We start from the raw sequence: 13,819 nt of genomic DNA on the forward strand, positions 1-13,819 counted from the left end.
ACACCCCGCGCGGTCGAGGTTGCGTCTGCAACCGACCGGATGCTCGACGCCGCGGAAAGCCTGTTGGCAGACAAGGGAATCCGCGCCACCACAATGCAACAGGTCGCCGACGTCGCAGGCGTGTCCCGCGCCTGGCTGTACCGACATTTCCCCGATAAGCAGACCATGGTCGGCGCGACCATCGTCCGACTCAACGAGACCTTCTGGACCAACGCCCGCAGCGAGCTCGACACGATCGACGGTTTCGCCGAACAACTCATCGCGGGTGTGCGAATCGGACGTGGAGCTTACGACGACCCGGGCGCGTTGCTCCTGCGCCTACGCACCGCGGAGCCCGACGAGTTCGCTGCCTGTGCCGGGGCAGGCGTCGCGGGCCTCGTCCCCGACCTCGCCGACTTCTGGCGGCCCTACGTTGAGGCCGCGATCCGCGCGGGAGAGGTCGACTCGGGGCACGACGTCGACACCACATCGGAGTGGATCGCGCGAATCCTCATCAGCCTCGGGACCGTCCCCGGCGCGACGATCGACCCCGACGACCCACGATCCGTCGCGGTATACATCCACAATTTTGTGATGCCGGGGCTTCGCGCCCAGCCACGTGCGTGATTGGGTGACCATGCGGTCGATAGTCGGCCGTCACTACCCCCTTCAGGAGCGTGTCCCGTGAGCAGCGGATCATATTTCCCCGACGCCGAGGTCGACGAACTGTCGCCGCAGCTACAGAAACTCTTCGGCAAGGCATCCGAGCAACTCGGCTTCGTACCCAACGTCTTCACGGCGTATGCACACCGCCCCGAGCGATTCTCCGCCTGGTTCAACCACTTTCGGCAGGTCACCGAGCCGTCGGAGACGCTCTCGGGCGCAGATCGGGAGATGATCGCGGTGGTGGCGTCGGGGATCAACCGATGCACGTACTGCCTGGTGTCGCACGGTCAGGCGCTACGGCATGAGCTGCACGACGAAGCCAATGCCGACCGGATCACGTTCAACTGGCGTCACGCCGAACTCAGCGAACGGCAGCGCGCCATCTGTGCCTTCGTCGAGAAGCTGACGAGCGCGCCCGCGACCGTCGAGCGTTCCGACGTCGACGCTCTCGCCGCCGCAGGTTTGGGTCCCGACGACATCTGGGACGTCGTCGAGCTGACCGCGATGTACAACTTCACCAATCGGATCTCCTCGGCCCTCGGCATCGTGCCGAACGTCGAGTACCACTCGCTCGACCGAGGGCCGGCCGCCGGCTGAGGTGATCTCGACACCCACCGCTGGTCGAGCGGGCGCGACACCCACCGCTGGTCGAGCGGGCGCGGCACCCACCGCTGGTCGAGCGGGCGCGAGCGCAGCGAGCACCCGAGTCGAGACCACCCCACCGCGGGGCGAGTGATCTCGACAAGCTCGATCAGCGGAAGGCAGCTCGATCAGCGGGGGTCTCACCGCTGGTCGAGCGGGCGCGACACCTACCGCTGGTCGAGCGGGCGCGAGCGCAGCGAGCACCCGAGTCGAGACCACCCACTGCGGGGCGAGTGATCTCGACAAGCTCGATCAGCGGAGGGCAGCCCGATCAGCGGGCCTCACGACGAGCGGGCGCGACACCTACCGCTGGTCGAGCGGGCGCGAGCGCAGCGAGCACCCGAGTCGAGACCACCCACCACGGGGCGAGTGATCTCGACAAGCTCGATCAGCGGAGGACAGCTCGATCAGCGGAGGGCAGCCCGATCAGCGGGGGCAGCCCGATCAACGGGCCGCGGCGGGGGTGAGGCCCACCTTGCCCGCGAGCTTGGCCAGGTAGGCGGTGGCTCGTTCGACGCTGTCGTCGGGAAGTCCGTAGAGCACCGTGGTGACGCCGAGGTCGCGGAACTCCTCGAGACGTTCGGGGATCGGCTTGAAGTCCAGGACGACGATCTGCGGTTCGCCGGAGCGTCCGGCGTCGGCCCAGATCCGTCTCAGCAGCGCGACGGAACCGGCGATGTCGTCCTCGCCGGGCGTCGTGATCCAGCCGTCGGCGCTGCGAGCGATCCACGTGAAGTTCTTCTCGTTGCCTGCGGCGCCGACGAGCGTCGGGATCGCCCCCTGCGGCGGCTTGGGCCACGCCCAGCTCGTGCCGAAATCGACGAACTCGCCGTGATACTCGGCCTCGTCGACCGTCCACAGCTCGCGCATTGACTCGAGATACTCCCGCAGCATCGTTCGACGACGCTTCGACGGAACGCCGTGATCGGCGAGTTCGTCGAGGTTCCACCCGAATCCGACGCCGAGCATCAGCCGGCCGTCGGAGATGTGGTCAAGGGTGGCAAGCGTTTTCGCGAGCGTGATCGGATCGGACTGCACGGGCAGCGCGACGGCCGTCGCGAGCTTGATTCGCGAGGTGACCGCTGCTGCCGCAGCGAGCGTCGTCCACGGATCGAGGGTGCGCATGTAGCGGTCGTCGGGCAGTGACGAATCGCCGGTCTGCGGGTGCGCGGCGTCGCGGCGGGTGGGGATGTGACCGTGCTCGGGAACGAAGTAAGACGCGAACCCCGCCTCCTCGATGAGCGGTGCGACCACCTGCGGCTTGAGCCCACGATCACTGGTGAACTGAACGATCCCGAAATCCATACCGCAAGAATAGGCAGACCACTGGACACCTGTCTAGAACATGTTCTAATTTCTGCGGCGCCGGGAATCGACGCTCAGAGCACTCCTGCTTCGCGGAAGATCCCGTTGGCCTCACTGCTTCTCGTGACCGCATCGACAGCCAGGACAACCGCCGCCGACGTCCAGCAACTCTTCTCGACCGGCCAGCGCTTGCCGTCGTCGAAGACGAGTCCGGTCCAGTACGAGCCGTCGGGGTCGCGGAGATGCTGAATGGATGCGATGAGCTTCACGGCGTCCGCGGTGTCGCCCAGCGCATCGAGTGCGATTGCGAGTTCGCAGGTTTCGGCACCGGTCACCCACGGTCGGTGGTCGACGCACCGCGCACCGAGACCTGGTACGACGAACTCATCCCAGCGTCGAGCAATCATCTCCTGACCGGCACGACCGCGCACAGCGCCACCGAGCACCGGGTAGTACCAGTCCATCGAGTGCTCGGACGGCTTCTCGAAAACCTCTGGCCTGCACTGGAATGCGTCGCGCAACGCCTCGCGGGCGCGTACCCACTCGTCGTCGGGTTGCTCCACCTCCACCGCGATGCGCACCGCGCAGTCGAGCGCCTGAAAGATGCTGGCATTCCCCGTGATCAGCGCCTCGTCGAACATGGTGCCGGTCGCGTGATCGCCCGCCCAACGGAAGGCGCCGTCGGGCCGCTGGAAACGCAGGACGAGGTTGATCGCCGACCACACGACCGGCCACATGCGTTCCAAGAACACGACGTCACCGGTGATCTGGTAGTGATGCCACACGCCGACGGCGATGTAGGCGCAGAAATTGGAGTCGGTGCCGTGGTCGGTCACGACACCCGAGTCGAAGCGCAGCGGCCACGACCCGTCGTCGCGTTGCGTGTGCAGACTCCAGCCGTACGCGGCCTCCGCTTCCGCGTGAAAACCGGTGACACTCAACGCCATTGCCGATTCGATATGATCCCAGGGGTCGGTGCGTCCGCCGGGGAACCACGGCAGCGCGCCGGAATTCTCTTGCATGGCGGCGATGGCGGCGCCGGTGGCACGCATCTGCTCACCGGTCACAACACCGGCAATGGCGAGCGCACCGACGTGCGCCTGTGCGGTCATCGACCGGGAGATGGGTCGACGACGCTCGACGGCGGGGTCACGACGCCGCGCTCTCCGGCTTCCGCAGATACAACGCGACCGACTTGCCGATCACAGGGTTGAGAACCTGCTCGCCCACGCGGGTGAGAGCCGGTGCCGACATCATGTCCCACACCAACAGCTTGTGGTACGCCTGTACCAGCGGGTTCTTGTTATTGTCCACGCCCACAGCACATTTGAGCCACCAGTAGGGCGCGTGCAGGGCATGTGCGTGATCGGTTCCGGTCACCTCGAGGCCCGCCGCCCGCAGTTTGTCTGCAAGCTCGGAGGCCTTGTAGATACGGACGTGGCCGCCCTCCACCTCGTGGTACGCGTCCGACAGCGCCCAGCACACCTTCTCGGGCCAGTACCGCGGCACGGTCACAGCGCCGATGCCGCCGGGCTTGAGGATGCGCGCCATCTCAGCAATGGCAGCCTCATCGGACGGGATGTGCTCCAGGATCTCCGACATCAGCACGACGTCGAAGCTGTTGTCTGCGTACGGAAGTCGCAGAGCATCGCCGACCTCTGCGCGCGCCTTGGCGTCGGTGGGAACCTGACCTTCAGCCATCATCGCGTCGAACATCTCGGCCACATCGGCCATATCGCTCTCGGACTGGTCGAATGCGATGACATCTGCACCGCGACGGAACATCTCGAAAGAGTGCCTGCCCTGGCCCGCACCGATGTCGATCACCTTGGTGTGTGACCCGACGCCCAACCGGTCGAAATCAACTGTGAGCATGACTCCCCTTCTCCGAATCCATCGTTACCCCTTGCGAGTTCGCGTCCTCATTACGCACCCGCGCGAGAACCGTCTCGTAATGTGCCGCCGTCTTCGCTGCGACAGCAGCCCAGCTATAGCGATCTTCTACCCGCTCGCGCGCGGCCACACCCATTGCGGCGCGGGCGGATTCGTCGTCGAGCAGCGTTCCGATCGCCTGCGCGAGTCGCTCGGAATCGCGCGGAGGCACCAGCGTAGCCGACCTGCCATCGGTACCGACAACCTCGGGGATCGCGCCCGCGTGCGTGGCAACGAGCGGCGTGCCGCAGCTCATGGCCTCCACTGCCGGCAGGGAGAACCCCTCGTACAGCGATGGCACGCAGGCGACCTCGGCGGACGCGAGTAGCTCTGCCATCTCCGAATCCTCGAGCCCGGACACCACGCGCACCCGCGACGAGATGGCGAGGTCGTCGATCATCTTCGCCGACGGTCCGTCGGGGTCGAGCTTGGAAACCAGCGTGAGTTCGACGTCGCGCTCGGCGCTCAGCTTGGCGATCGCCTCCAGCAGATACGACACTCCCTTGAGAGGAGCGTCGGCGCTGGCGACGCAGACCACGCGGCCGGGCACACGCGCCGCAGCGGCCTCGGGCCGGAAGATTGCGGTGTCGACGCCGAGCGGGATGGTCGTGATCCGACCGGCCTCGATGTCGAAGGCCTTGCGGATGTCGACCTCGCTGCTCCGCGAGACCGTCAACAACTCCGGAATCCGACGCGAGACCCGACCCTGCATCCGCAGGAACGAATGCCACCGCCACGCACTGACCTTGCGCCACCCCTTGGCCGCCTTGACCGCCAACGAACGATCACGCGTGATCGGATGGTGGATCGTCGCGATCAGCGGATAGCCCTGCTTCTGGATCTGCAGCAGGCCGTAGCCGAGGCACTGGTTGTCGTGCACGATGTCGAAGTCGTCGCGACGGTCGGCGAGCAGCCGGGCGACACGAAGGCTGAACGTCAGCGGCTCGCCGAAGCTCGCCGTCCACATCGCGCCCACTTCGAGAGCGTCGATCCAATCACGGAACTCACTGGGCCGCGGGGTACGGAACGGGTCGGGTTCGTCGTAGAGACCCAGGCTCGGGACCTTGGTGAGTGTGACGCCCGCGTCGATCGCCGACTGGTCGAGCTCGGGATACGGCTGTCCCGAGAAGATCTCGACCTGATGCCCCAGCAGCGCCAATTCTCTGCTGAGGTGGCGTACGTAGACGCCTTGCCCACCGCAATGCGGCTTGCTGCGATACGACAGAAATGCCACGCGCACCTTGTGTTTCCACCTCTCCATTCACGGACCGACGACGGCCCGATGCTGCTACGGCTCGCCGCCCCATTCGACAACCGATCCGGCCGACTCGACGACGCCGCTGTCACGATCTCGATTCGGCTGCCTCTCGGGACGCCGATTCGAGTTCATCGATATGCACCAGTTTCACACGACGCCGCCCCGCCGACTTGCCAGCACTGCGTTCAGTGGCGTCGATGTTCTTCCAACCAGGGAGGTCGATGCGATGGGCGCCGCGGTCGGCCACCAGATCCGCGACGTCGTCTGCCGAGGTAGATGCCTGCGGCAGGACGCCCTCGACAAAGTCGGCGATCACCGATTCGGCAGTCTCCTGCCCGCACAGCCGGTTGCGCCCGATACCGCCTGTCGCGCCACGCTTGATCCATCCGGTCACGTACAGGCCGCGGACGATCTCGCCGTCGACACTCGACTGCACCCTGCCCTCGACGTTGGGTACCACGCAGCGCACCTCGTCGAACGGGACGTCGTTGATGGGCACTCCGCGATAACCGATCGCGCGCAACACGAGTCCGGTCTCGAGGTCGACGCCGTTGTCGGTCGGAACGATCGCGACGTTCTCGCCTGCCTCGGTGTAGACATTGCGCACGGCGTGCAGTTCTTCGACCTTCCCGTCGCCGGTCAGCTCCGTCGGCGACGTCAGGAAGCGGAAGACGATGCGCTTGTTGCCCTCGGTGGTGGGGCGCTGCGCGAACTCCTGCGCGAGCCGCAGTTTGGTCGCGATCGTCGAATCCAATTCGTCGTCGGAGTGCGCGGCCTCCGACACCGGGTCGAGTGTGAGCTCGTCCGGATCGATGATCACGTCGACGCCGTCGACCTCACCCAGCGCGAGGAACTCACTGTTGGTGTAGGCCGCCTGCGCGATCCCGCGTCGCCCGAGGAGCACCACCTCGCGAATGTTCGACTCGCGGAGCGCTGCGAGGGCGTGATCGGCGATGTCGGTCTTGGCGAGGTCGTCGGGATCGGTCACCAGAATGCGGGCGACGTCGAGCGCGACGTTGCCGTTGCCGACGACGACCGCGCGCTCGCCGGACAGATCGAAGCTGAGGTCGGCGAAGTCGGGATGACCGTTGTACCAGGCGACGAACTCGGTCGCCGACACCGAACCCGACAGGTCCTCGCCGGCGATACCGAGCCGCTTGTCCGTTGGGGCTCCGACCGCATAGATGACGGCGTTGTAGCGGGCGGTGAGTTCGTCGTGGCTGATGTGTTTACCGACCTCGACGTTGAGGAAGTAGCGGAAATTGCGCTTGGCCGAGGTCGCCGCGAAGGTCGACTCGACGCCCTTGGTGGCAGCGTGGTCGGGGGCGACTCCCGCGCGCACCAGCCCGTACGGCGTGGGTAGACGGTCGAACATGTCGACAGAGATCTGCGGTTTACGGACCAGTTCCTCCGCGGCATAGAACGCGGCAGGCCCGGCGCCGACGATGGCGACGCGGACATCTCCCGCGGGGAGCTTGGGGGCCTTCTTCGGGGGAACCAAGCCACCGTCGACGTCGTGATCCTTGTAGTAGTCAGCGTTGATCTGCAGGTAGGGCTCGTCACGCTCGTCGAGCTGGTCGTCGGGAATGATCGCCTCGACGGGGCACTCGTCGATACATGCCCCGCAGTCGATGCAGGTGTCCGGATCGATGTAGAGGCTCTCCGCGGTGAAGAATGTGGGCTCATCCGGCGTCGGGTGGATACAGTTGACCGGGCACACCGCGACGCAGCTCGCATCGTTACAACAGGGGCGTGTGATCACATGGGCCATCTGTGCTGTCCTCGAAGTCAACACGTAGAACGTGTTCTAGTTTTGTGGTGACTGTATCTTAACGACCACACCGTGAGCTACCCGATCGTAACCGTGGCGTGTGAGCCAGCCGACACAGCCGACAGAGGACATCTATTGACCCGCGACAACAGCCAGGCCACCGGCGCAGCACTCCCCGACCGCAAGGACGGCGCGCGCTTCTTCGAGGCGACGTACCGCGTACGGACCGGCGACGTCGACCAAGACATGCGCGTACGACTCGACGCCGTCGCCAGGTATCTGCAGGACGTCGCCAACGACAACATCGAGGCAACCGAACTCGGCGACTCGGATCCGTTCTGGATCGTGCGGCGGACCGTCGTCGACGTCATCAAGCCCATCTCGTGGCCTGCGACCGTCACCGCACAGCGGTGGTGCGGGTCGCTCTCGACACGGTGGACCAACATGCGCGTCCGGCTGACAGCCGAGCACCAGACCAATCGGTTCAACCCGGAACCACGCGAGTCCGGATTGATCGAGACAGAGGCGTTCTGGATCAACGTCAACGACCAGGGCATGCCGTCGCGAATCTCCGACGACGCGTTCGAGCTGCTCTCGTCGATGACCGACGAGCACCGCCTGCGCTGGAAGTCGCTGAATCCGGAGAAGGCTCCCGACGCCGAGGGCGCGTCGGCCGACGACCGCGAACACGTGTTGCGCAGCACCGACTTCGACCCGTTCAAGCACCTCAACAACGCCGCGTACCTCGAGGCGGTCGAGGACGAACTCGTCGATCATCTCGATCTGATCGACGGACCGCACCGCCTGGTGATCGAGTACCTGCGTCCGATCGTCCCCGGCACGCCGATCACGTTGCGGCGCGTCCGGGAACCCGAACGACTCCTCCTGTGGATGCTCATTCCCGACGACGACGGCGAGGACCAGGTCGCAGCCACCGTGTCGGTGACGAAGCGCTCAGCCGACCAGGCGGCCGGCGATCAGGAGACCGTTGATCAAGCGGTTGTCGATCGGGAGGCCGGCGATCGGGCCGCGGCGGATCGGTCAGTGACCGCCTGACACGCAGAACTCGTTGCCGGCGGGATCGGTCAGCGTGGTCCATCCGAAGCCACCACCAGGGATCTCCCGGTCGCCGAGCTTGGTGGCCCCGTTCGCGACGAGAGTGTCGACGATGGCCGGATAGTCGGGCGACGCGAGGTCGAGGTGGATGCGGCTCTTCCCGGGCGTCGGGTCGTCGACTTTCTGGAAGCCGATCGCGGGGCCGCCGTCACGGAGCGCGACGACGACGAAGAATCCGTCGTTCTCCGCGACGATCGTGCCACCGAGATTGGTGGCCCACCAGGTGGCGAGCGATATCGGCTCGAGCGTGTCGACAGTGATCATGGCAACCGAGAGAGTCATGGACTCACCTTAATCACGATCGGCGTATTAGTCGAACATATGTTTGCTTCTTGTTCATTTGGCGAGCCGTACGTCGAGCAGGTCACCGCTCTCCGACGCGACCACCAGGGCGCGCGAATCCGTGGGTTGCACGGCGATGGCCGTCGCCGGTCGGCCGAGTGCAATGCTGCAGTGTGCGCCCGTGCGTACGTAGACGAGGATGAGCGAGCCGAGCGTCGACGTGACAGCGATGGTGTGCGGGTCCAGCGCGGTGAGGTCGTCGAGCAGGCCGGGCAGCGGAGCCGTGAGGTCGGCGACGACACGCATCGAGCCGGGATCGTCGAGCGGTACCGCGACGACCCGTCCCGTTCGACTTGCCGTGAAGGTCAGGTAGAGGTCGTTGCCGATGACCACCGCGCCATTGGGGCTGATCCCGTTGACGGCCGGCGAGGTGGCCAACGCCGCGCGGGCCCTATCCGTCCAGCGTCGGTCGATGGCACCACCGGGCGCGACCCGGACAACTCCGAGCGAACTGTCGACGACGTATCCGAACCCGTCCGCGTCGAACGCCAGCCCGTTGGGCATCGCGAACCCGCGCGCGTAGACCGTCGGATTAGGTTGAGCTGCAAGCGGATCAAGCTTTACGACGACGCCGTTGCGCTCCGTGCCGAACGACAACTGGTCACCCGAGTTCACGTACAGATCACCGCCTGGACCGACGCGCAACGCGCCGGGCGCCCACACCGGGACGGTTGCGGTGCGCCGTCCGGAGCGGTCATAGCGTTCCACCGAATTCTCGTAGAGACGTGAGACCCAGAGGTTGCCCGAGGGATCGAACGTGAGATTCTCTGCCCAACCCGTCGGAGACGGCGAGGCAGTCCTGGTGGTGACCGTCGCGCCGGCACACCGGGTGCCCGGGGCCGCGTCGGCGACCGATCCGACACTCACGATCGCAAGTGCCGCCAGCGCCGGTACGAGCAGCGCACGCAAGAATCGAAACCCGGAGTCTCCCATGGGCATAGATCATGCCTCGGCGAGCGCGGCGGCGCCGGTCGGTCATTGCTGGCTGCCGTCGCGGCAGCGACTATTGACCACCGTTGAGGAGTAGTTCCATCAGCTTCGTCGGGGCGGCGCACGGGTCGGCAGCTGCCGCTCCGCCGATCGGTTCGACCCAGAACGTGTAGACGCCACGTGTGGGCGCGCGACTGGTCACGCCGCACACCCCTGGGCGCTTGGGGTCGCGTTGCGTGAACGCAGCCTGACTCACGATCCGGACGTTCTCGGTTGTGTAGCCGAGCCGCTTGGCGGTGTCTTTCTCGACGTTGAAGTCGCCCCATTCGAACCAGTTGAAGGTGACGTTCGCGGCGACCGGCCCGTCGACGATCCATCGGCAGATCGCGCCGTTGAAGGTGCCCCGAGCCGACGTTCCGCCGACCGCTTTGGCGATCTGAGCTGTCGAGAGCACCTGGCATTCGAGGGTCAACTTGTCGAATCGGTCGGTGTCGACGTTGCCGGGCTGATCGGCGTTGGCCTGTTCGGACGAGACTGCCTGGCCGTCGACGGTGCAGCCCGAAAGCGCACCGACAAGCACGGCCAGAGCGACAAGCAACGGCACGACGACGCGTCTCACGCGCCTCATGACGCACGCTCGATCGACATCGCGGAGAGCTCACGCGTGGCGTCGCAGATCTGTTGGGTGTCGGGGGCCTGCGCGCTCAGTGATGAGGTACCGGCGCTCACCGACCACTCGAAGAAGTCGGCACCGAAGGCGATTCCGATCTCGCAGATGCCTGTGTCGGATGCGATGAATCCCTTGTGTCCGTTGATCTCTATGTCTTTGGTCGACTCGCGGGAGAGTTGCTCGGTGGCGCGCTCACGTCCGATAGGTGAGCCGCGATACCAGTTGAACGATGCCACCGGTCCGGTGCGATCAGCGCTCGACGACCACTCACACACCGACGAATTGTTCACCGTGTTGGTCAGCGTGCCGAGTTTTGTGAGGTTGTTGACCTCCTCTGTGGTGACGCCTCCGCATTCACCGAAGAACGGACCCGACCCCGCCTTCGCCGGCGGCGCCGCAGCGTTGCCGTTGCTGTTGCCTCCCGAATCGTCGGAGTCCGACGAGCAGGCACTGCCGATCAGCGCGATCACTACCGCCAACGACACGAGGAAGCCACCGCGCATCAGCTTGTCGATCTCGCGTCGCTCGCGTTTCGTCGGCCGGCCGGCACCGCGATCGCGTCGTGGCTGACTCGCCAGGATCTCCTTGGCAGGCGGGGGTGGGCTCTTGTCGATGTAGCAGGCCGACGCCGCCGCGGGCGACACTCGCTTGGTGATCACCTGGGTCACCTCGACGATGCGCTCACGACCACCCAGCCGGAGGCGCACCTCGTCGCCGATGCTGACGTGCTGCGCGGGCTTCGCGGTCGCCCCGTTGACACGAACATGACCACCTCGGCATGCGTCCCCTGCAGCCGAACGTGTTTTTGTGAGCCGGATGGCCCAGATGTAGGCGTCGACGCGTGCGCTCACCGTCGGGGCCTCGTTGCCCACGAGTGAGCGTCACCCGTCCGCAGTCGTCCTCGCACCGGTTATGCCCTGCTCACTTCTGTCGCGTCAGCACGTAGTACCCGCCTGCGACCATTGCGACGCCGAGCACGATCGCCAGGAACCAATTCGCGAAGATTCCTACCAGGAGAAAGACCACGATGCCGGGTGACATTGCCACAAGGCTCATTCCGGGATGCTCGCGCACCACTTGCGAGACTGCCTTGCTCTTTGCGGGATCGATCGCCATGACTTCCTCCTAGCGTGCGCCACCGTCGACCGCTTGACTCCGGTGAGCGAGCGGTCGGCGACACATCGGGCCTAACCTGCTTCGATGGCTCCACTGTAGCCAACGGGGTTCTCGAGTCTGCCGACGTTTCAGGGTCAAATGGGGTTTTGCGGTCAGTCGTCGCGCCGGGGTGGTTCCACCTCGTCGACGTCGAGGTGTTGTTCGACGTAATCCGCGCTCGGAACGTCGTCGGCTTGTGGCGGTTCGACTCCCGCAAGGGGGTCGACGAACTCGTCGAGCGGCGCATCGTCGGCAAGCGATTCGCCGGGCTCGTCGTCGAGTGGCGCTTCGGGGTCGACGACGCCTTCGGGCAGGTCTTCGCCTGAGATCGGTCCGCTCATCGTCGTCTCCTCGTGTCGAGTGATCGGCCTCTTCCGTTGTAACAAACAGTCAGATCGCGTGGAAGGCTACTGTCCGCCCGCGGCGCTAACGGTCGACTGCGCTGACCCCGATGCGGCTTCCGAGGCATTCGCGTCGGGGGCTTGGGTGTCGGGGGCTTGGGTGTCGGGGGCTTGGAGGTCGGAGGCCTTGGTGTCAGAAGAGTCGGTCGTGGCTTCGGCACTCGGGGAGCTGTTCGACGCCGCGTCGGCCCGGTCGCCTGTGCCGTCGCTCGAACGGTGCTTGCCCACGTAGTCGCCGAGCGAGCGATGCTTGCCCACGTACCCCGAGGCGCCGAGACTCGACGAATTCCCCTGCGCGGCATCAGCTGTCGATTCCGGTACCGAAGGAGCGTCGAATTGCTTTGTTGCCGTGCTGCTTTCGTTGGCGACGATCGGTGCGCTCGACGCCGCCGGGGTCTCGGTGTCGGTCTCTGTGGGAGCAGTGGCCTCGCTTGTGCTGCTCGCACGCAGGGCGGTGATCTTCGACGTGCCGGCGGCGCTGCTCGACCCGCCGAACGGGCCCACCGACGGCACCCCGAACGGGAACGCGATCTCGGGGATGTCGACTGTCGGCAACAACTGTGCCGTGTCGACGTAGCCGAGGGTGATCACGGGAAGTCCCAGATGATTCGGCTTGACCTTGCCGTTGACCGTCACCGTCGGATTGAACGTCACCGACGAGCCGAGCCAGTGCACCACGATGGGCGCCTGCGTGCCGTAATCGCTTGTGAGGGTGAGCAAGACGGGCAGACCGTAAGCATCCGTCCGATCACCTCCGACGGTGAGCCTGGTGAAGTCCTTGCTGAGAGTAGGAGTTCTACCCTGCAGCAGGTCGCTGATCACGTCCGCGAAAACGCCCGCCGGATCCGAGAGCACCGCGGTCGGGTCGGTCAGTGCGAACTGAACCTCGGGAATCGTCAGGTTGTGCTTGGTCTCGTCGAGCTCGGAGTAGCGAAAATCGAATGTCCCCAGGACATTGCTGCATGCGCCGACGCCTTCGGCATAACCTGCGGTCAATCCTCCGTAGCAGCCAACCGACGCCACGCCCGGCACGCTGGTCAAGCGCGGTCCGTCGTGCCAGGCCGTGACATCTGTAGCATCCGTCGTCCATGCGTTCGCCATTCCGAGCACGGCGAACGACCAGGCAGTACGTCCATCTGTCGCCCCCGCGGTCGCGAGACTCACCGGCAGGTAAGCGATCGCCGTCGCCGTGCCCTCGCGACCCGCCAAAGCGAACTCGTAACCCGACCCCTTGACGACGGCCGATCCATGCGCCGTGTTGTTGCCGCTCGGGATGACGGAGATCTCGTCCGGCAGGACCACCGCGACCCCGAGCTTTGTCGCGGCGTCGCAGTTGGCGTTTCCTTTCGTCTCGCCGGTGGCGCAGACGTCGATGTTCCACACGCCCGCGACCGTCCCGGCCCCATCGACAATCGAATTGACGATGTCGTCGGCGACCCCGGCCTCAGCGTGCCCCGCCCCGACCGTCTGCCCGAAGCTCAGCGTGGTTGCGGCGGCCACCGCCACGGCGCCGGCGGCGGCTCGCTGACCGGCCTTGCGCTTGCGGCGTCGATCCTGCTTCTCCGCTCGACGAACTCCACCGCGCCCCGCACCGTTCACCGCCGATTGAGCCATGTGGCTTGCCCCCTCCGAGACATCGGCTCGAGTACCGT

The 13,819-nt window shown here is 65.8% G+C and carries 15 protein-coding genes; 3 read left to right on the forward strand and 12 right to left on the reverse strand.

Features of this window, described 5'->3' with window-relative positions:
• Positions 1–39: 39 nt before the first annotated feature.
• Together RND64_RS17155 and RND64_RS17160 are read left to right on the forward strand one after the other, a co-directional pair.
• Entirely contained in the window at positions 40–606 is a 567-nt protein-coding gene (locus RND64_RS17155; protein WP_049699021.1) for a TetR/AcrR family transcriptional regulator, read from the forward strand.
• 57 nt (positions 607–663) lie between these two features.
• Positions 664–1,242: a peroxidase-related enzyme gene (locus tag RND64_RS17160; protein ID WP_049698739.1), complete on the forward strand. Its 579-nt coding sequence runs from the start codon at positions 664–666 to the stop codon at positions 1,240–1,242.
• Positions 1,243–1,731: 489 nt separating this feature from the next.
• On the opposite strand, the gene RND64_RS17165 is transcribed toward RND64_RS17160, so the two are convergent.
• The 5 genes from RND64_RS17165 to RND64_RS17185 form a co-directional block, all read right to left on the reverse strand.
• Complete coding sequence (locus RND64_RS17165) at positions 1,732–2,592, reverse strand: LLM class F420-dependent oxidoreductase (protein WP_049698738.1); 861 nt, start codon at positions 2,590–2,592, stop codon at positions 1,732–1,734.
• Between the two features lie 74 nt (positions 2,593–2,666).
• Complete coding sequence (locus RND64_RS17170; protein WP_049698737.1) at positions 2,667–3,704, reverse strand: prenyltransferase; 1,038 nt, start codon at positions 3,702–3,704, stop codon at positions 2,667–2,669.
• A gap of 37 nt (positions 3,705–3,741) precedes the next feature.
• On the reverse strand, positions 3,742–4,467 hold the full coding sequence (locus tag RND64_RS17175; RefSeq protein WP_049698736.1) for a class I SAM-dependent methyltransferase: 726 nt from the start codon (positions 4,465–4,467) through the stop codon (positions 3,742–3,744).
• A complete protein-coding gene (locus RND64_RS17180; protein ID WP_049699020.1) occupies positions 4,454–5,764 on the reverse strand; it encodes a glycosyltransferase family 4 protein in 1,311 nt (436 codons plus the stop codon). The genes RND64_RS17175 and RND64_RS17180 overlap by 14 nt, the downstream gene beginning before the upstream one ends.
• A 103-nt stretch (positions 5,765–5,867) precedes the next feature.
• Entirely contained in the window at positions 5,868–7,553 is a 1,686-nt protein-coding gene (locus tag RND64_RS17185; protein WP_049698735.1) for an FAD-dependent oxidoreductase, read from the reverse strand.
• 135 nt (positions 7,554–7,688) lie between these two features.
• Between RND64_RS17185 and RND64_RS17190 the strand changes: the two genes are divergently transcribed.
• A complete protein-coding gene (locus RND64_RS17190; protein ID WP_235434339.1) occupies positions 7,689–8,609 on the forward strand; it encodes an acyl-[acyl-carrier-protein] thioesterase in 921 nt (306 codons plus the stop codon).
• On the opposite strand, the gene RND64_RS17195 is transcribed toward RND64_RS17190, so the two are convergent.
• The 7 genes from RND64_RS17195 to RND64_RS17225 all read right to left on the reverse strand — a co-directional run bounded on the left by RND64_RS17195 (position 8,595) and on the right by RND64_RS17225 (position 13,781).
• Positions 8,595–8,951: a VOC family protein gene (locus RND64_RS17195; RefSeq protein ID WP_049698733.1), complete on the reverse strand. Its 357-nt coding sequence runs from the start codon at positions 8,949–8,951 to the stop codon at positions 8,595–8,597. The genes RND64_RS17190 and RND64_RS17195 overlap by 15 nt on opposite strands.
• A 54-nt stretch (positions 8,952–9,005) precedes the next feature.
• Positions 9,006–9,950, reverse strand: coding sequence for an SMP-30/gluconolactonase/LRE family protein (locus RND64_RS17200; protein ID WP_200903243.1), 945 nt, complete (start codon positions 9,948–9,950; stop codon positions 9,006–9,008).
• A gap of 64 nt (positions 9,951–10,014) precedes the next feature.
• Positions 10,015–10,569 carry a DUF3558 domain-containing protein gene (locus tag RND64_RS17205; protein WP_049698731.1) on the reverse strand — a complete coding sequence of 185 codons (555 nt, stop codon included), beginning with the start codon at positions 10,567–10,569 and terminating at the stop codon, positions 10,015–10,017.
• Positions 10,566–11,462: a DUF3558 family protein gene (locus RND64_RS17210; protein ID WP_049699019.1), complete on the reverse strand. Its 897-nt coding sequence runs from the start codon at positions 11,460–11,462 to the stop codon at positions 10,566–10,568. The genes RND64_RS17205 and RND64_RS17210 overlap by 4 nt, the downstream gene beginning before the upstream one ends.
• 70 nt (positions 11,463–11,532) lie before the next feature.
• Complete coding sequence (locus tag RND64_RS17215; RefSeq protein ID WP_049698730.1) at positions 11,533–11,727, reverse strand: hypothetical protein; 195 nt, start codon at positions 11,725–11,727, stop codon at positions 11,533–11,535.
• 152 nt (positions 11,728–11,879) lie between these two features.
• Positions 11,880–12,107 carry a hypothetical protein gene (locus tag RND64_RS17220; protein ID WP_049698729.1) on the reverse strand — a complete coding sequence of 76 codons (228 nt, stop codon included), beginning with the start codon at positions 12,105–12,107 and terminating at the stop codon, positions 11,880–11,882.
• 66 nt (positions 12,108–12,173) lie between these two features.
• Positions 12,174–13,781: a hypothetical protein gene (locus RND64_RS17225; protein ID WP_053117424.1), complete on the reverse strand. Its 1,608-nt coding sequence runs from the start codon at positions 13,779–13,781 to the stop codon at positions 12,174–12,176.
• Positions 13,782–13,819: the final 38 nt, after the last annotated feature.

The organism is Gordonia sp. w5E2 (assembly GCF_036540975.1).
Taxonomy (GTDB): Bacteria; Actinomycetota; Actinomycetes; order Mycobacteriales; family Mycobacteriaceae; genus Gordonia; species Gordonia jacobaea.